This is a genomic window from Variovorax sp. CF313 (assembly GCF_000282635.1).
In the GTDB taxonomy this organism is placed as follows: domain Bacteria; phylum Pseudomonadota; class Gammaproteobacteria; order Burkholderiales; family Burkholderiaceae_C; genus Variovorax.
This window is the reverse complement of record NZ_AKIW01000028.1, coordinates 76,456-94,411: the sequence shown is the minus strand read 5'-3', so window position 1 is coordinate 94,411 and position 17,956 is coordinate 76,456. Positions and strand designations below refer to the sequence as shown.

Genomic DNA, 17,956 nt, shown 5'->3' with positions numbered 1-17,956 from the left:
GCGTTTCAGGCCAACAAGTCTGGCATTTTGGTGGACTAGGGCGTGATCGCATTGCCGGGGAACGCAAGTAGACCGGCACGTGCCCTGATTTTGTCTTCTCTGTCCGGTCTACCAACTGCGGGCATTGGTCGAAGCCCAAAAAATTTCGGAGCACAGACGACGTTTGTCCGTGATTTTTTCAAGGCCTGGACCAAGGCGATGAACATGAATTGCTTCGACCGTATTTGATTTCGGAGAGGGGCAATACACCCCTGATTCATATGCAAGCTTTCCCCGATGCGGGTGCGTTGCGCGCACCCCAGTCCTTGGACGACCTGCTTCTATACAGGCTGTCGTGTGCAACCCGCGCCAGCAGCAGCATGGCCACGCGCCTTGTCGAAGGCGGCTTCGGCATCACGCATCGCGAGTGGGGAATGATCGGTATGCTCGCGCAGATCGGAGAGATCAGGTCTTCGGCTTTCGCCGAGCGCCTGCACCTGGACCGCGTTCGCACCTCGCGCGGTCTGAGCAGTCTCTTCCAAAAGAAATTGGTGGAGCGGCGGCAGGACGCCGAGGACGGCCGCGAAGTGCATGTGCGCCTGAGCCCTTCAGGCCATCAACTCTTCCGTGAGTTGTTCCCTCGCTTCGCGAACCTCAACATCGAGCTCCTCGACGGCATCGATGCTGCATACATCGATACCTTCCTCCAGTGCCTACGCTGGCTCGAGCTGCGTGGCCGCGAGTTGAGCATGCTAGGCGCAGTGCCAGAAAAAGCCGATCGCCGCTCGGGCGGCACGCGCCAGCGATGGCCCAAGTACAGCAGGTGACGAGGCGCGCTTCAAGCGCCTGCCAAGTTGAAGTTGCTCTCTCTTCGATGCCGAACAACACCTCCAAACGGGCGACCGATCAACCGGACGCCCGGTGGATCGCCTGGTTGTTTCTTTGCCTCTCGGCTCTCTGCATGGCCGGTTGCTCCGGCCTGCCCATCGACGTGCGACGCAGACCCTCGACCGCCATCGCCGACGGCGAGGACACTGTGCTGGGCCGCCTCGTCAAGTTGGCCGCACCACCTGGCGAACCACTGAGCGGATTCCGCCTGCTGCCGATGCCGCAGTTTTCGCTGCACGCCCGCATCGAGCTTGCGCAGCGCGCACAGCGCTCCATCGACGTGCAGTACTACCTCCTGCAGAACGACGAGAGTGGACGCTACCTGCTACGCGCTCTGCGCGAGGCGGCGGACCGCGGCGTGCGCGTGCGGCTGCTGGTGGACGATCTCCACACCGCGGGTGCCGATGCGCTCTTCACCAGCTTTGCCTCGCATCCGAATGTCGAGGTGCGCCTGTTCAATCCGTTTCCCGATGGGCGCGACCTCCTCGGCACACGCGTGGCTGCGTCGCTGTTGGACTTCGACCGCGTGCATCGCCGCATGCACAACAAGCTCTTCGTGGCGGACAACACGATGGCGATCATGGGCGGGCGCAACATCGCCAACGAGTACTTCCTGCGCGACGGTGGCTCCAACTTCATCGACATCGACACGCTGGTGGCTGGCGCCGTAGTACCCACGCTGTCGTCGCAGTTCGACATGTACTGGAACAGCCCTTACGCGTACCCCATCGAATCGCTGGTGGCAAAGGGCAGCGAATCGGCCGAAGAATTGCACGAGCGCTTCGACCGGCTTACCAGCGGGCCGCAGATGCTGCACCCCGAGGAGCCCGACTCCACCGACCTGCTGGGCAACACCCCCCTGGCGAGGGACTTTAACGCGGGAGCGCTTTCGCTCATCTGGGCGCGCGCAGAAGCGTATGCCGACCCGCCGGACAAAGCCCTGGCGCTCACGGAAGATGGGCGCGGGCTGCCCGCCGAGGTGGCGATGGACGGCGTGCTCTACAACCTGCGACGCTACCTGCGCGGCGCGCAGATCGAGGTCATGCAGACTACGCCCTACCTGATTCCCGGACCCACAGGAATGGAGTCGATCCGCTTCGTCCGCGGCAAGGGCGTGAGCTACGGCATCGTGACCAACTCGCTGGCGGCCACTGACCAATCGCTGGCACACACCGGCTACCGGCGCTATCGCGCGGAGATGTTGCGGCTGGGCGTGGCGCTCTACGAAGTCAGCCCCAGGCGGGTGGAACAAACCAGGCGCTTCGGCACCTACGGCTCCGCAAGCGGGCGGCTGCATGGCAAGTCGGCCGTGATCGACCGCAACATCGTGTTTCTCGGTTCGATGAACTTCGACCCACGCTCGAAACTGCACAACACCGAGGTCGGGATCTTCATCTTCAGCCCGCAGATCGCGCAGCAGGTTACCAGCCTGATCGGCTTCATCCGGCTCGACGGGGCGTACCAGTTGCAGCTCGGCTTGACGGGCGCCGTCGAATGGGTGAGTCCGGCTTCGGGCGATGGGGCTGACACCATCCTCCACCAGGAACCCGAAACGGATTTCTGGTCGCGCTGGAAGATCGATCTGCTGGCGCCTCTGGTGCCCGAGGACCTACTCTAGGGCCGGTGCCGCTCGGCTGAATTGCGGTAACCAAGACCGCGCCGACCTCTCTGCGTGAACAGAGATGTTGTTCAATTTTCTCGAGTTGGGCCTGCGTGGTCTCTGCCGAAGATCGGAGCGGACCGCGCGATCATTCATCTCATCCTCATCATTCACTCAGTGCCATTTTTCAGACGAACAGCGCACACACCATCAGACTAATATTGCTTGCATTTAAATCGCATGCGATCTAATATCCGGCCTATGCCTTCCAAGCGCCTTCCCGCCAAGCCCGTCAACGCCCCGCAGGGCGACTCGCTGGCGCTGGACGAGCAGCTCTGCTTCGCGCTCTATTCGACGATGCTGAGCCTCAACAAGGTCTATCGCGGCCTGCTGCACGACCTGGACCTGACCTATCTGCAGTACCTCGTCATGCTCGTGCTGTGGGAGAAAGACGGCATCAACGTCTCCGAGATCTGCACGCGGCTGGCGCTCGAAACCACCACCCTCACCCCGCTGCTCAAGCGGCTCGAGGCGCGGGGCCTGATCCAGCGCGTGCGGTCGGCATCGGACGAGCGCCAGGTCATCGTGTCCCTCACCGCCGAAGGCCGAGCGCTTCGCGGCAAGGCCAAAGCCCTTCCGTCATGCGTCGCGCAGGCGATGGAACTGGCGCCCAAGGAAATCGGCGTCCTGCGGGCCCAGTTGCTGGCGCTGCGTTCGAACCTCGACAGGAACGCGTGATGCATCGCTGCATCCGTCTTCCTGTTTTTTCAAGCCATTTATGTCGCATGCGATATTAATACAAGCGATAGTTTATCTCACCTCAACCACGTCAACAAAGGAAAGCACCATGTCCACCAACAGCAAGAACTTGACAGCCACTCCCACCCGCCGCAGCCTGCTGCTCGGAGGCGCATCCGTCGCAGCCGGCGCCCTCGGGGCAACCGGCTTCTCCAAGGCGGCGTCCGCCGCTTCCACCGCTGCGCCGAACCAAGGCGCCATCCATCGTTCTTTGAAAGGAACACGCACCATGAGCAACACCATCGTCACCAAGGACGGCACGCAGCTGTATTTCAAGGACTGGGGTTCCGGCCAGCCCGTCGTGTTCAGCCACGGCTGGCCGCTCAATTCCGACAGTTGGGAATCGCAGATGCTGTTCCTGGCATCGCAGGGCTACCGCACCGTGGCGCACGACCGCCGCGGCCATGGCCGCTCGAGCCAGCCCTGGAACGGCAACGACATGGACACCTATGCCGACGATCTCGCCACCGTCATCGAGACGCTGGACCTGAAGAACGTCGTGCTGGTCGGCTTCTCGACCGGCGGCGGCGAAGTGGCGCGCTACATCGGCCGCCACGGCACCAAGCGAGTGGCCAAGGCCGCGCTGATCTCGGCCGTGCCGCCGCTGATGCTGAAGACCGCCGCCAACCCCGGTGGCCTGCCGATCGAGGTGTTCGACGGCCTGCGCGCGGCGCAGCTCGCCAACCGCTCCCAGTTCTACAAGGACGTGCCCTCGGGCCCCTTCTTCGGCTTCAACCGCCCCGGCGCCAAGGTGTCGCAGGGCCTCATCGACTCGTGGTGGGCGCAGGGCATGATGGGCGGCCACAAGAACACCTACGACTCCATCAAGGCCTTCTCTGAAACCGACTTCACCGAAGACCTGAAGAAGTTCGACGTGCCGACGCTCATCGTCCACGGCGACGACGACCAGATCGTGCCGATCGGCGCCGCCGGCCTGGCCTCGGCCAAGCTGGTGAAGAACAACAAGCTCATCGTCTACCCCGGCGCACCGCACGGCCTGACCGACACGCACAAGGACAAGTTCAACGCCGACCTGCTGGCGTTCATCAAGTCCTGAGCGGGCATCTCCCTCGCCTCAGACGGACACGGTCGCCATGCGAAGCTCTTCGTCGAGATATACATGGCGCCGTCGGTCCACCTGCCGCAATGTCTCGTACGTGGCGAAGAGCTTGCTGGTGTGATTCAAGACGGCATCTTTGAATGGGTGCCGCTGCCGTTCGGATGCCGCCGAACGGCGCGTCGTCGCAGGTCGCCGCATGCGGCATGCGGCATGCGGCATGCCCAGCTTGCTTTGGCCCGCAAATCCAGTACTTTGACCGCCGACGCCAGTGACGCCTCGGCCCGTGCCCGCCAACCTCTGCAGGTGAAAAGTATGCTGATCGCATGCGATGCACTCTAGGGGCCAACACGCTGGGCAATCCTCCTGCGTACCTCCATCAGGGCCACGCACAGCGGCTCGGGCCATGGCTCTTCACGAGACATCGCTGAACCGTAGATCGTGCGCTAGGCAATAGTCGACCTACTCAATCATCCGCCTGCGAATCGGTGCGATCACAACCTTCTAATTTGTATGCAAGCATTCCCCAATGCGGCTGCGTTGCGCGCCCCCAGTTCACTGGAAAACCTGCTGCTGTACCGGTTATGGCGCGCAGCGCGCGAGAGCAGTTGCATGGTGACCCGCATGGTCGAAGGCGGCTTCGGCATCACGCGTCGCGAGTGGGGAATGATCGGCATGCTCGCGCAGATTGGGGAAGTCACGTCCTCCGAGCTCGCCGAGCGTCTGCATCTGGACCGCGTGAGCAGTTCGCGTGGCCTGCAGAGCCTTTTCGAGAAAAAGCTGGTAGAGCGACAGCAGGATGCCGAGGACGGTCGCGAAGTGCGTGTGCGCTTGAGCCCTTCGGGCCAGCAACTCTTCGCTGATTTGTTTCCTCGCATCGCGCGTCTCAACGTCGATCTCCTCGACGGTATGGATGCGGCGGATATCGACGTCTTCCTCCAGTGCCTGCGCCGACTTGAACTGCGTGGCGGCGAACTGAACTCGCAGGGCGTAGCGTCCGAGAAGGCTAGCTGCCGCTCGGTCGGCACGCGCCACCAATGACCGAAGCATGGCGTCTGAGCAGAGTGGTTCGCTCATTGGATCTCGCAAGGCCATGCACGCTGCGCGTGCCGCAGTGCGCGTGCCAGCGCCATGTCGAGCGCCGTGCGCCAATCCCTGGCCACCGACGACACGACCACTGCGCCCGCGCCATCCATGCGCAGCTCGACCTGGCAGTGCTTGTCCACCCCGCCCCTGGGGGCCGTTCACGTCGGCCAGCCGGATATCGGCACGCGGCACCAGCGCACTCCGGCGCCGAAGAACAAAGCGTATGCGGCGCTCGACGGCTTCCCGTATCCCGGACGCTGCGGGATCACGGCTCTTGAAAAAATCTGCATCAGCGTTCTCCTTCGTTGAAGTCCGCACCATAGTTCGCTCACTCGACCAGACACAGCATATTTTTTCTCACTTCCACATCGAGAAAAACTGCTTCTTGTGCCGCTCTATCGGCCCCACATTCGAGGTCACCCCGACCATCAGGAGATCCCACATGAAGTTATTGCCACTTGTGGCCGAATTGCTCACCTCTTCTTGCGCCAGAGCTTTGCAGCTGTTCAGGCAGGTACTGCAAGACCGCAGCGTGTCGCGCGTACCGGCGCCGGTTCTTGCTCGCATCGAATCCGTGTGCCACGAACGCCCGCAACGCCGCCACCCCGGCCGCGACTGACCCCACCGCGCAAACTTCTTGCGCCCTTACGGCGCGACCGGCGTGAGCCTTTCCCCTTCCTCCCTTAACAACACCCAAAGGAAAAAATGATGCGTACCTACCCCACAAACAGCCCCGAAGCGGCGGCCCGGATCGTCGCGCTGCTGCTGATCTCGGACGGCCACGTCAGCCACTCGGAGATGGATGCCCTGCACGGGCAGAACATCGAGCGCGAGCTGGGTCTTGCACCGGGCGACTTCGCCCGGGTGCTGCACACCCTGTGCGAAGACCTGCTGATGGGCATGCACGCGCGCCGCCTGCTGACCGGCAGCATCGACGAGGCCACCCTGGCCGCATTGCTGGAAGAGGTGAGCGATCCAGGACTGCAGCACAAGGTGCTTCGCTTCGCCGACGCGGCCGCAACGGCGGACCGCCACCTGGCAGCCTCGGAGACGTGGATCATGCGATCGGCGCTGAAGCACTGGTACATCGGCGAAGCGCCAACGCAGCCCTGAGCCGCCATCCCCGCGACCGTGCGGAACCCAGGCGCGGGCTAGACAGCGCCTGCCTCGTGCGCGCAGGCGACCATCTGGCGCACCAGCGGGTGATGTTGCCCGCGGCGCGACCAGATGGCATGCACTTCCTCGCCGATGTTGGGACAGTCTCCCAGCAGGCGCAGCCCCCGCATCAACCCGACATCCTGGGCGCCCAGATGGCTGACCGGAAACACCCCGAGCCCGCGGGCCGCAAACACCGCCAGCAGGGCGCTGTCCTCGAACTCTCCTACGACGCGGGGCCGCATGCCGAGATCTTGGAACCAGTTGTCCAGCGTGGATCGCAGCGGCGAATGAAACGTGGGTAGCAGCACGGGAAGATCCTGCAGCGACTGAGGAAACCGCTCGCGCACCTGCTTCCTGACCAGTGAGGCTGGTCCGTACCACTGCAATCTGGAGCGGGCGATGCGTTCGCTGGTCAGGCGCTGGTTCGGGTTGCGCGGGGCCGCCTGCCCGGCGAGCACCACATCCAGCTGATGCAGGGCCAGCTCGGACAGCAGTTCATCGAACTCGCCCTCGTGGCACACCAGGCGAAGGTGCGGCGTGGCAAGCACCGGCTCCAGCAGCGCATGCGCCGCCAGCTTGGAGATGCCGTCGGACAACCCCACCGACAGCCGCGCGACCTTGGCGCTGGCCGCCTGGCGCACCTCCTCGGCAATGCCTTGCCCGAGCTGGAAGATTTCTTCGGCCCGCGCATACGCCGCGAGGCCCGCTTCAGTCAGCGCCACGCCGCGGCCCGAGGGCTTGAGCAGTTGGTGACCCAGGGCCTTCTCCAGATCGCGCACCTGCGCGCTGATGGTCTGTACCGCCATTTCCAGGCGATCTGCGGCGCGGGCAAAGCCGCCCTCCTTGGCAACCATCCAGAAGTAGTGGAGATGACGGTAGTTCAACACGCACCTTGGTTCGGAAAAACCGAATACTAAGTTCGAAGAAATCTGGTGTCTATCACGATGCCCCATCTCCATACTGGGCGCCTGCCATTTTGAAGGAACGACACCCATGTTTTACGCAATCAGCTGGTTTCTCTCGTCCGTGCTCCTGGCCTTGTGGTCGCTGGCCTGCTGGGGCACGCATGCGGCAGTGGCCTGGGCGGTCGTCAACGCAGGCGCTCTGGGCAGCGGCGCGCCCGCCGCGGGCGCGATCCTGGTCCCCGACTGGCTCAGGGCCTGGACGCCGCCCGGGCTGGCGCAGGAACTCGCCACCATGATCGCGTCGGCGAGCTCGATGCTTCAGGCCGTCCTCGACGCCGTGCCCGCCCTGTCCGGCGCAATCACGGTGCTGGCCTGGGGGGTGTGGGGCCTGGGCACCGCGGTGCTCGTGGCCTTGGCCGTTGGCGCCCATGCCCTGATCGCTTTTCTCAAGCGTCGCGGGGCCGGCTCCGGCGCACCTGGCATCACCGTTGCCCGGTGAGCTGCAACAACGCCGCAATGACGCTGCGATGACGCATCAGGGCCTGTACAGCCGCAGGTCGGATGCGGCATGACACGTGCGGCGCCATGCGCCGTCACCCATTTTCAACACCTCCACGACAAGAACCAACACCATGGACGCACTCGTTCCATTCCTGCTGACGGACTTTTTGGGCAAACCGGCCTGGATATGGCTGGCATTCATCGGCATCGTCGTCGCCTTGCTGGCGTTCGACCTGGGCGTGCTGCACAAGGACGACCGCGAGATCGGCGTGCGCGAGAGCCTTGTGCTGTCGGCCGGCTACATCAGCGCGGCGCTGCTGTTCGGCGCATGGGTGTGGTGGTACCTGGGCGCGCAAAGCGGCATGGACTACTACACCGGCTTCCTGATCGAGAAGTCGCTCTCGATGGACAACGTGTTCGTCATCGCGCTGATCTTCACTTTCTTCGCCATCCCCCGGCAATACCAGCACCGCGTGCTGTTCTGGGGCATCCTGGGCGTGATCGTGCTGCGCGCGATCATGATCGCGCTGGGCGCCAGCCTGGTGAGCCAGTTCAGCTGGCTGCTCTACCTGTTCGGTATCTTTCTGGTTTTCACCGGCATTAAGATGTGGGTGATCGCAGACCATGTGCCGGACATCGCCAGCAACCCGCTGCTCAAGCTCCTCAAGCGGCACATGCGCGTGACCGATGGCCTGCGCGGCAACGCGTTCTGGGTGCGCGAGACCGACGCCGGCAGCGGCCGGATTGAGCGGTTTGCCACGCCGCTGTTCCTGGCGCTGGTCCTGATCGAGTTTGTGGATCTTGTCTTTGCCGTGGACTCGGTACCCGCCATCTTTGCGATCACGAACGATCCGTTCATCGTCTACACGAGCAACATCTTTGCCATCCTGGGCCTGCGGGCGCTGTACTTCGCGCTGGCGGCCATGATCCATCGCTTCAAGTACCTCAAGTACGCGCTGGCCCTAGTGCTCGTGTTCATCGGCAGCAAGATCTTCCTTGTGGGGTTGATCGGCAAGATCCCACCCGTGATCTCGCTCACCGTGACTTTCGTGCTGATAGCAGGCGGTATCGTGGTGTCGCTGTGGAAGACAAGCGCCGAAGCGATGCATCGCGAGCAGGCCGAGGAAGCAAGCAGTCCCTCCCAGTAACCTCTGTCGCCGAGGCCGGCGGGCCTCGGCGACATCGGCGCAGGGCAGACGACGTCAGCCCCACCACGCGCTATGCGCATAACGCGCTGGGACAGCGGGTGTTCAAGACGGAGCCGCTGTACCCGCCGAGCCAGGGCGACGAGACGGACCCTGGTTTCATGGCCAGCCTGATCGCGTTCTTTACGAAGCTGTGGAGCCCGAGCACCACGCAGGCTGAGCAGTTGGGCTACGCCTACGTCTATGACGAGCAGGGCACGCTGATTGCGGAGGTGGGCAGCAGCGGGGGCGGGGCAGAGCCAGTACATCTACCTGCCGACGGGCAACGGGCCGATGCCGATTGCGGCGGTCATCGATGGTGACACCTATGCCATCCACAGCGATCACCTGAACACCCCCAGGAAGCTCACCAACGCCAATGGCCAGGCGGTCTGGCAATGGGGCTACAGCGCTTTTGGGGAAGATCAGCCCACGATCGCAAGGAACCGTTTCGCGAATCACGAGGTCACGCCGAGCCCGGGGGCCACCAGCATCTCGGAGGTGCAATTCAACCTAAGGTATCCGGGGCAGTATGCGGATAAAGAGTCAAGGCTGTTCTACAACTATTTTCGAAGCTATGACGCCCGAATCGGGTCGTACCTTCAGAACGATCCAATCGGGCTTGCGGGTGGCCCGAATCGACGTATCTATGTGGCAGCCATCGCTCTGAAGTTTACCGACCCGTTTGGACTATTCCTTGGACCATGGCATACCTATTTCATTAGCACTGCGATGCAGCAGATGGGGTACAGCGAGCGAGTCGTATGGCGTGCTGCAGGCTTCTCCACAGGTGCTGACTGGACCGATGGTTCACAAAGCCCGGACAACTCGCACGGGCACGCGATGTGCGCAAGGGGTTGGAGCACTGACGAGTGCAAGAAAAGATACGAGGACTTTATTGATCAGCAACTCGCTAGTTGCACCATGCAGGGGCTGGGCCGAGCCTTGCATGCCGCCCAGGATGCAGCGGCACGCAGACACAAGAACTGGCAAATTTGGGGTGGCGGGATACCGTCTAGAGAACACATCAATGGAGATGCCAATCCGACTGATGCTGAGCAGGCCGATGCCATCGCTAGGAGCAAGGAAATTATCCGGTGCCTTCAGGCAAGCTGCCCTTGCACTACGCTTCCTCCTACATCCAACTAGTCTCAAGGCAATAGTTCCGGCCGCCTCTTTGATTATGAAATACTTGCTCAAAATCTTCTTGGTGATCGGTGTCTTCTTCGTCGGAGGATGGCTGCTTCCAACGGTCGCTTGCTCTCTACCTGGCATTTCTGATTCATTGGTATGCGGCCACAATTTCTGGATACTGATCCTGCCAGGTGCGCTGCTTGGCGCCCTCATTGCGTGGATCACTCTCCTTCGGATGCGGTACCGCATGTCATGGTCTCATGGTGCGTATGAATCAAGCGGGGCCACTTCGATAGACGAATGTTTCGAAAGAGCTCTAGCCACCCCTGTGGGCAAGAACTTTTACATCGATGACCAATCCCGGATCGAACGCCTTGTTCTCGATCCTCCCGCTCCAGTTCATGTAGCCGCGCGGATTGCAGACAACTCGACACGAACGGGTCCGATAATCGAACTGCTGATGCGTGTGTCCATGTACCCAGAGCACAGGTACATCAAAGAAAGACTCCGGAAGCTCGCTGACGAAGGCGCCCGATGCCCAGTCATCCGCATGGCGCTGTGAAAGCGAGCCACGGTGGGGGGCATGGTGTGTCACGACCATCGTCGGTCCTGCAAACGGTGCCACGAGCTTCGCCTGCAGCCAGGCGCGTTGCGCCTGATGAATCCGAAGCGTGTCCTCCGCTTGAAGCTTTCTTCCTTGCTTGTAGCGCCAGGTACCGGGTTCCGCCGACTCGTCGGGTGCGCGGATCAACGTGTAGTCGTTCAGCAGATTGGTCGCCATCTTCATGGCACGCGCTACGTCGCTGACCAGTCCTTCGGGCGTCTCGATGGCGAGCTCGAAGTCTGTCCACAGTGTCGCGCCGAGGAAGCGCACGCCGTCGATCACCAACTCGTCACCATCGAGCAGATGGACATTGGTTCCTTCGGCTTCATGGCGCGCTTCTGCCAGCGTCGTTTCGATCTGGCCATCGAAGCATTCGTGGTTCCCGATCACATAGATGACAGGCTTGCCGCGAAAACGATCCGCTGCCCACTGGACAGCACGCTTGGCCGGCGAATGAATGTCGCCGGCGAGGATGACGACATCGAACTCAAGATCGGGCGCCGGTTCGAACGGCGCAAACTCGAGGTGGAGGTCGGAAAGAACCAGTAGTTTCATCGGGATACTCCTTCAAAGCGCGCACGAAGCTCGGCGCTGGCCTTGTCGTCGAAGCCGACGAACGAGCCGCACATCACCAGGTGGTCCTTGCAGTGATCGAACTGCCAGTAGGCATCGTCGAGCGCGACCCAAGGTTCGTCGACGGCATCGTGGATCTGGAGCCAGGCGAGAATCTCTCCTTCACGCTTCCCATACGGCGGTGGAAGGCCGAAACCCGAATGCGGCGTGGCCCCGAGAATCCGAGCCCGGATGTCGCTGGAGAACGGCTTCAGCAAGGTCTTGTAGAGAAGCTGCTCGCGCCACGATGAACTGATGACGATCTTCACGTGTGTGAACTCGCGCAGCAACGCCTCCAGGCGTGGCAGGAAGCAGAAGTCGACGCCGCCGTTGAGGATGTGATCTTCCCCCTCCGGATGCAGCACGCCGTCGAAATCTAGGAACAGGATCACCCTGAATCTCCTGGCCCATATCCATCGGCCCTCATACGACACCGCCGTGTTGAATGGCGTTGAGCATCGATCGCACCTTGTCAGAGCCACCCCCGGCCGCGAACGCCGCCGGCGTTTGACCATCGAGCAGTTCGTGCGGCTTGTCCAGCCAGGCTTGGGCCGCTGCGCCGAACACCTGAGTAGCGAGGTCGAGCACGTCTTGTAGAGGCCCTCCCGGCCCAGGCTCATCGCGCGGCCATGCCAGATGCGAGCCCATATCAACCCCGAAGGCACGGAAAGGCGCTGCGGCGGTCATCAGGCCCTCGCCGAGATAGTCGATGTTCTGATGGTGGTGGCCGTGAACCACCAGCTGGACGCCGAGCTTCTCGGCGAGTTCGTCGATCGCTTTCCAGCCGTGTGGATGGGCCGACGGCGCCTCGTGCGTCACCAGGATGTCGGCGGGGCCGCTCCGCAGCAACCGCTGGTACTCATCCGGGAAGATGGAGGATCGGTGCTTGCGGGAAATACCGTCGCGCCACCGCTCGTGGCTCTTCATGGTTCGACGCATGGCGTCGCTCGACTGGAACGCCGCCTCTTCAATCGGCCACCGCGGATCCCAGATCTTGCTGCGGAAGATGCCCCCCAAGCCGGCGACCCGGTAACCAGCGACGGAGACGATGCGGCAATGCAGACTTCGATCTGCGAGGTCTGAGTCGAACAGATTCTGGTAGTCCAAATCCCCGTCGGTATCGTGATTCCCGTGTATCCAGTGGACCTCGGTGAGAGGCAGGATCGACTGCAGCTCGATCTGCAGAGGTTGGCGCGCCTGGAGGTCTCCCAACAGCACGATCGCCTTGGGCCGAAAGCGCTCGACCGCAGCGATCACGGGGTCGAAGTAGCCGTGGGGGTCGCCGAAGAACATCAGCTTTGGCGCTGACCGCTCGCGCTCGGATCGCGCATGAAGGTCTGACGGGATGAGCGGTTTCATCTCATGTGCCGATGGCGGTTCATCGTCCAGCCGCGAACCGCAGGAAGTGCGAGCGCAGTTCCTGGAAGCTGTCTTGATCGAATGCACGCTTGGGATCGGTGAGCACGAGCCGCGTGAAGCCCGCTTCGAAGTTCGAGGGCCAATCGTCAAGCGCGACCCACTCTGCGTCACTGCGGCCGTTCCCGTCGAGCCAAGTCTGGATCTCCAACTGCCGTCGGTATCGGACGACCAGATTCGGGTCAATCTGCGGCGTCGCTCCGATGATCCGGTGCCGAATGTCATCGCTGAAATACTGCTGCAACTGCTCGATGCTTTCGGCCAGCCGCCAATCCGACGAGATGACGACGTCGACAGACTCGAACTCTCGAAGAAGCGCTTCCAGCCGTGGCAAATGGCTGAAGAACCTGCTGCTAAAAGAGTAGTCCACGCCGACAGGATGAAGAACACCATCGATATCCAGGAACAGCAAATCGCTGGAATCACTCGTGCGACCAAAGGCATCATGGGTCAGCGCCGCTTCCGCCATGGGTAGACGGCAAGTACAGGGCTTCATCATCCAGCAAACCCGGCCTGGAAGGACTCAAGGAGATCGAGCACATCGGCGGCTCGCCCTTCGGCTACCAGCGACTCGGTGGTCCTGCAATCAAACAGCGCGAATGGCTCGTTCCTGTACCAGAGGATGGCCGCCTCAAAGTCCCCACCCGAGACCGCAGTCGCGGCAGCCAGCACTTGCTGGATCGTGTGGGTAGATGACTGGATGTCACTCATAGCTCGACCACGAACTCGGGGTTGAACTGCTTGTTCTCCAGGCCGCGGCCATGCTGCAAGTACCCACGGGGATTGCACACCACCCGGCAATTGCCCGCTTGATAATCGTGACTCTCATGGAGGTGACCGTGAATCCAGAGCGAGGGCACTTCGAAGAAGGAACTTGGAAGTTCGCTCACAAAAGATGCGGACAGCCAGTCGGACTGATAGTGCCGCGCGAGAGAGTTTCGGTGCGGGGCGTGGTGGGTCACAACCACCGTTGGCCCGTCAAAGGGCTCGGCCAGCTTCTGGGCCAGCCAGGCGCGGTCACTTTGGTGGAGCGCCAGCGTGTCTTCGGGTACCAGGCGGCGCTTTCTTGACTTGGCTGCTACCACGGGTGCGTCGGAGGATTCCTGCGCCTCGGCCCACCGGATCGCTGAGTAGTCGTTGAGACGGACCTTGGCCGCCTTCCTGGCCCGTTCGGTGTCTACCAGCAACCCTGTCTTGGTCTGGATCGGCAGTTCGAAGTCTGTCCACAGCGTGCAGCCCAGAAAGCGGACGCCGGCGATCACGACCTCGCCGGGTGCCAGAAGATGAACCTTGCACGCGGCCGCGGTCAGCGCCATTTCCTTCTGCGTGGTCTGGAGGACACCACTGTAGAACTCGTGGTTGCCCGGCACGAAGATGATCGGGACCGTGTCACCGAAATTGACTGCTCGCCGGGCCCAGCGCATGGCCTTGGAACCGGGGACGAAGATGTCCCCAGCAAGGATCACTGCGTCGTAGTCGACCTTCGGGACGAGAAAGGTCCCGAACTCGAGGTGCAGGTCCGAAAGGATGAGCAGCTTCACGTCGGTAGGCCCATTTCTTTAGCAGCGCATTCAGGGCATCAGGATCGAGAGCTTGGCGTTCCATGCCTCGCCATCGGACCTGGAGGGCACGGCGACGCGAATCGTCGGGCGATCGAAGTCACTGGTCTCGAAGAGGAAGTGCACGTGCTGAAAGCGAAACACCGGGTTTGCGGGATATTCGGTCCACTTGAGCTGCCAGGTGTTGAAGTACTCGAAATCGACGGTTCGGGCTTTCTTTCCGCGAACGACGATGCAGGCCTTGCGGGCATCCGGATCGAACAGGATGCAGGTTTCATCCCAATCGCCCAGCATGCGACGCGGGTCGACTGGGAAGAACGTGGCGCCCGATGTCCGGCTCTCCGTCTGAAGAAGGATCTCACGCCGACTCTGAGTCCCGCGCGGAACGGCGATCCATACCCAATAGAAAAGAGCCAAAGCAATGCCAAGTGCCAGCAAGAGCGGCATCAGCATGCGCAGCCCTTCCGAGCGCAAGCCAAACGCCGTGAGTGGTTCAGCGGCGGCCTTCCATCCAGCTTAGAAATGGCGAGCATCAACCCATTCTCGATAGTCTATTTTTCCAAGTTTGTACCATACAAGCGGGTGCATAAAGTAGTCCATGCAACGAGATTCGTTGCATGCGGTCGACTCAGAATCCTGCGCTGCTGAGAGCATTTGCAGCTGAGCTAAAGGCTCGGCGGTCAGCTCTTGGTTTCAATCAGGAAGAATTAGCATTCGCGGCGGGTCTCAACCGCACATTCGTCGCCAAGCTGGAGACGGCGACGACTAGCCCATCACTGACTAGCCTAGTTTTGCTATGCGAAGGTCTGACGGTCGAGCCCGCTGAACTAATGCAATCGTTGATAAAGCGATACAAGAAGGAGCTTCGAGCGAAATCAACGGGATACTGAAGGTCCGACGGTCGGCCCCGCACGACATCGCGAGTGCGGGCCGAAATGCGGATCAGACACGGTCACCCTTCGCTCACCAGCATATGGATCGCTGCGGACGGGGTCCTGTGAAAGACAACCCCGTCCAATATCTATCTATGGAGTTCGATCTCGTGCGTCGACCGCCGTGCTCGAGGTAAATCTCCACAAGGTCGCGTGCCGGTCACCTGCAAGGGACTGCAAAGGCCGCGTTCATCATTTGTGCACATCGCCACTCCGATCGTCGATCGTCGTCTTCTTCCAAGAGTCAGAGAAGCCCGCTAGCAGCACTAACTCGGCGCTCGCCCGGGCTCCAGAGGAGCGGTCGTAGTCGAAGCCCCAGAAATACAAGCACGAGTTGCTGCCCTCATCAGGGAGTGTGTCCATGGCAAGAGGGTACCCGTCGTCAGCGTCGATCACGCTACGGAAAGATGCTTGTCATGCAGCACTGCTGCTAGACATTCTTGGACTCAGCGCCGCACGGCCACTCGCGCAGCACGCCGCGCGGGCGCCCTACCCTTCTTGCACCCAGGAAGGTTTACGACTCTATTGCCCCGTTTACGACTCTATTTGCACGTTTACGACTTTATTAGGTCAGAACAAAAGCACCTGGCGTTCGCCCGCACTCACTCCACCGTCACGCTCTTCGCCAGGTTGCGCGGCTTGTCCACGTCCGTCCCCCGCGCACACGCCGTGTGATACGCCAGCAGCTGCAGCGGCACAACGTGCAGGATCGGCGAGAGCGCGCCGTAGTGCTCCGGCATTCGGATCACGTGCAGCCCTTCGCTGCTCGTGATCTTCGTGTCGCCGTCGGCCAGCACGTAGAGCACGCCGCCGCGCGCGCGCACTTCCTGCAGGTTGCTCTTGAGCTTCTCGAGCAGTGCATCGTTCGGTGCGACGGCCACCACGGGCATCTCGCTCGTCACCAGCGCGAGCGGGCCGTGCTTGAGCTCGCCGGCGGCGTAGGCCTCGGCGTGGATGTACGTCACTTCCTTGAGCTTGAGCGCGCCTTCGAGCGCGATCGGGTAGTGCAGCCCGCGGCCCAGGAACAGCGCGTTGTCCTTGCGCGCGAAGTCCTCGGCCCAGCCGATGATCTGCGGCTCCAGCGCCAGCACCGACTGCAGCGCGACAGGCAGGTGGCGCATCTCCTTCAGGTAGCGCGCCTCGTCGGCTTCGCTCAGCCGGCCCTTCGCCTGCGCGATGGCCAGCGTGAGCAGGAACAGACCCGCGAGCTGCGTGGTGAAGGCCTTGGTCGACGCCACGCCGATCTCCACGCCCGCCCGCGTGATGTACGCCAGCTTGCACTCGCGCACCATCGCGCTGGTGGCCACGTTGCAGATGGTCAGCGTTTGCTCCATGCCCAATGAGCGCGCATGCTTCAACGCGGCCAGCGTGTCGGCGGTTTCGCCCGATTGGCTGATGGTGACGACCAGCGTCTTCGGATCGGGCACGGAGTCGCGGTAGCGGTATTCGCTCGCGATCTCGACCTGCGTGGAAATCTTCGCGATGCCTTCGAGCCAGTACTTGGCGGCGCAGCCGCTGTAGTAGCTGGTGCCGCAGGCGAGGATGAGGATCTTGTCGATGTCCTGGAACACGCGGTGGGCGCTGGCGCCCGTGGCGCCATCCTGGCCGATGCCGTCGAACAGCTCGGGCACGATGCCTTCCACGCCTTCGAGCGTGTCGCCGATGGCACGCGGCTGCTCGAAGATTTCCTTCTGCATGTAGTGGCGGTAGGGGCCGAGCTCGGCCGCGCCGCTGTGGGCCTGCACGGTGCGCACGATGCGCGTCACGGGCTTGTGGTTCCTGTCGACGATCCAGTACTTGCCGGGCTGCACGTCGACCACATCGCCTTCTTCGAGGTAGATGATCTGGTCGGTCACGCCGGCCAAGGCCATCGCGTCGCTGGCGAGGAAGTTCTCTGCGCCGTCCTTGCCCGCACCGAGGATCAGCGGCGAACCCGCGCGTGCGCCGACCACGCGCTGCGGTTCGTCGCGGCAGATCACGGCGATGGCATAGGCGCCGTGCAGCTGCAGCACCGCGGCCTTCACGGCTTCGAACAGGTCGCCGTCGTAGAGGCTGTCGACGAGGTGAGCGATGACCTCGGTGTCGGTCTGGCTCTCGAACACGTAGCCCCTGGCTTCGAGCGTGGCGCGCAGGGCTTCGTGGTTTTCGATGATGCCGTTGTGCACGAGCGCAATGCGGCCTGGGCGCGCGGCCGGCGCATCGGCACCGGGGCCATGGCTGAAATGCGGGTGGGCGTTGTGCACCGCCGGCGCACCGTGCGTGGCCCAGCGCGTGTGGGCGATGCCGGTGAGGCCTTCGACTTTGTCGTCGCGCACTTGCGCCACGAGGTCAGCCACGCGCGAGGTGGTGCGCGCGCGCGTCAGGCCGCCGGCATGCACCGCCACGCCGCACGAGTCATAGCCGCGGTATTCGAGCCGCTGAAGGCCCTGGACCAGGACCGGAACGATGTTGCGATGGGACGCTGCCCCGACGATGCCGCACATGGTGAGCTGCCTTTTGAATGGAGAGGAGCCTGAATGGTAGGCAGGCCAGAAAGAAATATG

General features: G+C 62.4%; 22 protein-coding genes. 12 read left to right on the top strand and 10 right to left on the bottom strand.

The window, feature by feature from the left end; genetic code table 11:
• The first annotated feature begins 260 nt into the window (after nucleotides 1–260).
• The 5 genes from PMI12_RS09735 to PMI12_RS09710 all read left to right on the top strand — a co-directional run bounded on the left by PMI12_RS09735 (nucleotide 261) and on the right by PMI12_RS09710 (nucleotide 5,363).
• The gene (locus PMI12_RS09735) at nucleotides 261–806 is read left to right on the top strand and encodes a MarR family winged helix-turn-helix transcriptional regulator (RefSeq protein WP_042673128.1); all 546 of its coding nucleotides are present in this window, start codon (nucleotides 261–263) and stop codon (nucleotides 804–806) included.
• Nucleotides 807–853: 47 nt separating this feature from the next.
• On the top strand, nucleotides 854–2,485 hold the full coding sequence (locus tag PMI12_RS09730; protein ID WP_007831543.1) for a phospholipase D family protein: 1,632 nt from the start codon (nucleotides 854–856) through the stop codon (nucleotides 2,483–2,485).
• Between the two features lie 243 nt (nucleotides 2,486–2,728).
• Nucleotides 2,729–3,205, top strand: coding sequence for a MarR family winged helix-turn-helix transcriptional regulator (locus PMI12_RS09725; protein ID WP_007831542.1), 477 nt, complete (start codon nucleotides 2,729–2,731; stop codon nucleotides 3,203–3,205).
• A gap of 109 nt (nucleotides 3,206–3,314) precedes the next feature.
• On the top strand, nucleotides 3,315–4,322 hold the full coding sequence (locus PMI12_RS09720) for an alpha/beta fold hydrolase (protein ID WP_007831540.1): 1,008 nt from the start codon (nucleotides 3,315–3,317) through the stop codon (nucleotides 4,320–4,322).
• A 513-nt stretch (nucleotides 4,323–4,835) separates the two neighbouring features.
• Nucleotides 4,836–5,363, top strand: a complete 528-nt coding sequence (locus PMI12_RS09710; RefSeq protein WP_007831538.1) for a MarR family winged helix-turn-helix transcriptional regulator — start codon at nucleotides 4,836–4,838, stop codon at nucleotides 5,361–5,363.
• A 32-nt stretch (nucleotides 5,364–5,395) separates the two neighbouring features.
• On the opposite strand, the gene PMI12_RS29375 is transcribed toward PMI12_RS09710, so the two are convergent.
• On the bottom strand, nucleotides 5,396–5,548 hold the full coding sequence (locus PMI12_RS29375; protein WP_237726061.1) for a hypothetical protein: 153 nt from the start codon (nucleotides 5,546–5,548) through the stop codon (nucleotides 5,396–5,398).
• 134 nt (nucleotides 5,549–5,682) lie between these two features.
• On the opposite strand from PMI12_RS29375, the gene PMI12_RS29090 reads away from it, so the two are divergent.
• Together PMI12_RS29090 and PMI12_RS09700 are read left to right on the top strand one after the other, a co-directional pair.
• Nucleotides 5,683–6,027: a hypothetical protein gene (locus PMI12_RS29090; RefSeq protein WP_162130815.1), complete on the top strand. Its 345-nt coding sequence runs from the start codon at nucleotides 5,683–5,685 to the stop codon at nucleotides 6,025–6,027.
• Nucleotides 6,028–6,116: 89 nt separating this feature from the next.
• Entirely contained in the window at nucleotides 6,117–6,521 is a 405-nt protein-coding gene (locus tag PMI12_RS09700; RefSeq protein ID WP_007831536.1) for a tellurite resistance TerB family protein, read from the top strand.
• Nucleotides 6,522–6,559: 38 nt separating this feature from the next.
• Here PMI12_RS09700 and PMI12_RS09695 read toward each other — a convergent pair whose 3' ends face one another.
• A complete protein-coding gene (locus PMI12_RS09695) occupies nucleotides 6,560–7,453 on the bottom strand; it encodes a LysR substrate-binding domain-containing protein (protein ID WP_042673120.1) in 894 nt (297 codons plus the stop codon).
• A gap of 106 nt (nucleotides 7,454–7,559) precedes the next feature.
• Here PMI12_RS09695 and PMI12_RS09690 point away from each other — a divergent pair, with 106 nt between their 5' ends.
• The 4 genes from PMI12_RS09690 to PMI12_RS28090 all read left to right on the top strand — a co-directional run bounded on the left by PMI12_RS09690 (nucleotide 7,560) and on the right by PMI12_RS28090 (nucleotide 10,305).
• Nucleotides 7,560–7,970, top strand: a complete 411-nt coding sequence (locus PMI12_RS09690) for a hypothetical protein (protein ID WP_007831534.1) — start codon at nucleotides 7,560–7,562, stop codon at nucleotides 7,968–7,970.
• A gap of 133 nt (nucleotides 7,971–8,103) precedes the next feature.
• A complete protein-coding gene (locus PMI12_RS09685) occupies nucleotides 8,104–9,120 on the top strand; it encodes a TerC family protein (RefSeq protein ID WP_007831533.1) in 1,017 nt (338 codons plus the stop codon).
• 158 nt (nucleotides 9,121–9,278) lie between these two features.
• A complete protein-coding gene (locus PMI12_RS09680; RefSeq protein ID WP_157632168.1) occupies nucleotides 9,279–9,479 on the top strand; it encodes a hypothetical protein in 201 nt (66 codons plus the stop codon).
• A complete protein-coding gene (locus PMI12_RS28090; RefSeq protein WP_007831529.1) occupies nucleotides 9,451–10,305 on the top strand; it encodes an RHS repeat domain-containing protein in 855 nt (284 codons plus the stop codon). The genes PMI12_RS09680 and PMI12_RS28090 overlap by 29 nt, the downstream gene beginning before the upstream one ends.
• 301 nt (nucleotides 10,306–10,606) lie before the next feature.
• Here PMI12_RS28090 and PMI12_RS09675 read toward each other — a convergent pair whose 3' ends face one another.
• From PMI12_RS09675 to PMI12_RS09645, 7 genes are read right to left on the bottom strand one after another with little or no spacing between them, the layout of a single operon-like run.
• Nucleotides 10,607–11,449, bottom strand: coding sequence for a metallophosphoesterase family protein (locus tag PMI12_RS09675; RefSeq protein WP_007831527.1), 843 nt, complete (start codon nucleotides 11,447–11,449; stop codon nucleotides 10,607–10,609).
• Entirely contained in the window at nucleotides 11,446–11,898 is a 453-nt protein-coding gene (locus tag PMI12_RS09670) for an HAD domain-containing protein (protein WP_007831525.1), read from the bottom strand. The genes PMI12_RS09675 and PMI12_RS09670 overlap by 4 nt, the downstream gene beginning before the upstream one ends.
• 31 nt (nucleotides 11,899–11,929) lie before the next feature.
• Entirely contained in the window at nucleotides 11,930–12,865 is a 936-nt protein-coding gene (locus PMI12_RS09665) for a metallophosphoesterase (protein WP_049965576.1), read from the bottom strand.
• A gap of 19 nt (nucleotides 12,866–12,884) precedes the next feature.
• Nucleotides 12,885–13,391: an HAD domain-containing protein gene (locus tag PMI12_RS29085; RefSeq protein WP_007831517.1), complete on the bottom strand. Its 507-nt coding sequence runs from the start codon at nucleotides 13,389–13,391 to the stop codon at nucleotides 12,885–12,887.
• Nucleotides 13,392–13,417: 26 nt separating this feature from the next.
• Entirely contained in the window at nucleotides 13,418–13,633 is a 216-nt protein-coding gene (locus PMI12_RS09655; protein ID WP_007831515.1) for a hypothetical protein, read from the bottom strand.
• On the bottom strand, nucleotides 13,630–14,463 hold the full coding sequence (locus PMI12_RS09650; RefSeq protein WP_007831514.1) for a metallophosphoesterase: 834 nt from the start codon (nucleotides 14,461–14,463) through the stop codon (nucleotides 13,630–13,632). The genes PMI12_RS09655 and PMI12_RS09650 overlap by 4 nt, the downstream gene beginning before the upstream one ends.
• Nucleotides 14,464–14,493: 30 nt before the next feature.
• Entirely contained in the window at nucleotides 14,494–14,934 is a 441-nt protein-coding gene (locus tag PMI12_RS09645) for a hypothetical protein (protein WP_042673127.1), read from the bottom strand.
• Between the two features lie 164 nt (nucleotides 14,935–15,098).
• Here PMI12_RS09645 and PMI12_RS28085 point away from each other — a divergent pair, with 164 nt between their 5' ends.
• Nucleotides 15,099–15,371 carry a helix-turn-helix domain-containing protein gene (locus tag PMI12_RS28085; RefSeq protein ID WP_081502633.1) on the top strand — a complete coding sequence of 91 codons (273 nt, stop codon included), beginning with the start codon at nucleotides 15,099–15,101 and terminating at the stop codon, nucleotides 15,369–15,371.
• 644 nt (nucleotides 15,372–16,015) lie between these two features.
• On the opposite strand, the gene glmS is transcribed toward PMI12_RS28085, so the two are convergent.
• Nucleotides 16,016–17,896, bottom strand: a complete 1,881-nt coding sequence (glmS, locus tag PMI12_RS09635; RefSeq protein WP_007831512.1) for a glutamine--fructose-6-phosphate transaminase (isomerizing) — start codon at nucleotides 17,894–17,896, stop codon at nucleotides 16,016–16,018.
• Nucleotides 17,897–17,956 lie beyond the last annotated feature (60 nt).

Coding starts and splice junctions, on each gene's coding strand:
- PMI12_RS09735 (WP_042673128.1), top strand. CDS start 261: ATGCAAGCTTTCCCCGATGCGGGTGCGTTGCGCGCACCCCAGTCCTTG.
- PMI12_RS09730 (WP_007831543.1), top strand. CDS start 854: ATGCCGAACAACACCTCCAAACGGGCGACCGATCAACCGGACGCCCGG.
- PMI12_RS09725 (WP_007831542.1), top strand. CDS start 2,729: ATGCCTTCCAAGCGCCTTCCCGCCAAGCCCGTCAACGCCCCGCAGGGC.
- PMI12_RS09720 (WP_007831540.1), top strand. CDS start 3,315: ATGTCCACCAACAGCAAGAACTTGACAGCCACTCCCACCCGCCGCAGC.
- PMI12_RS09710 (WP_007831538.1), top strand. CDS start 4,836: ATGCAAGCATTCCCCAATGCGGCTGCGTTGCGCGCCCCCAGTTCACTG.
- PMI12_RS09700 (WP_007831536.1), top strand. CDS start 6,117: ATGCGTACCTACCCCACAAACAGCCCCGAAGCGGCGGCCCGGATCGTC.
- PMI12_RS09690 (WP_007831534.1), top strand. CDS start 7,560: ATGTTTTACGCAATCAGCTGGTTTCTCTCGTCCGTGCTCCTGGCCTTG.
- PMI12_RS09685 (WP_007831533.1), top strand. CDS start 8,104: ATGGACGCACTCGTTCCATTCCTGCTGACGGACTTTTTGGGCAAACCG.
- PMI12_RS09680 (WP_157632168.1), top strand. CDS start 9,279: ATGGCCAGCCTGATCGCGTTCTTTACGAAGCTGTGGAGCCCGAGCACC.
- PMI12_RS28090 (WP_007831529.1), top strand. CDS start 9,451: ATGCCGATTGCGGCGGTCATCGATGGTGACACCTATGCCATCCACAGC.
- PMI12_RS09675 (WP_007831527.1), bottom strand. CDS start 11,449: ATGAAACTACTGGTTCTTTCCGACCTCCACCTCGAGTTTGCGCCGTTC.
- PMI12_RS09665 (WP_049965576.1), bottom strand. CDS start 12,865: ATGAAACCGCTCATCCCGTCAGACCTTCATGCGCGATCCGAGCGCGAG.
- PMI12_RS29085 (WP_007831517.1), bottom strand. CDS start 13,391: ATGGCGGAAGCGGCGCTGACCCATGATGCCTTTGGTCGCACGAGTGAT.
- PMI12_RS09655 (WP_007831515.1), bottom strand. CDS start 13,633: ATGAGTGACATCCAGTCATCTACCCACACGATCCAGCAAGTGCTGGCT.
- PMI12_RS09645 (WP_042673127.1), bottom strand. CDS start 14,934: ATGCTGATGCCGCTCTTGCTGGCACTTGGCATTGCTTTGGCTCTTTTC.
- PMI12_RS28085 (WP_081502633.1), top strand. CDS start 15,099: ATGCGGTCGACTCAGAATCCTGCGCTGCTGAGAGCATTTGCAGCTGAG.
- glmS (WP_007831512.1), bottom strand. CDS start 17,896: ATGTGCGGCATCGTCGGGGCAGCGTCCCATCGCAACATCGTTCCGGTC.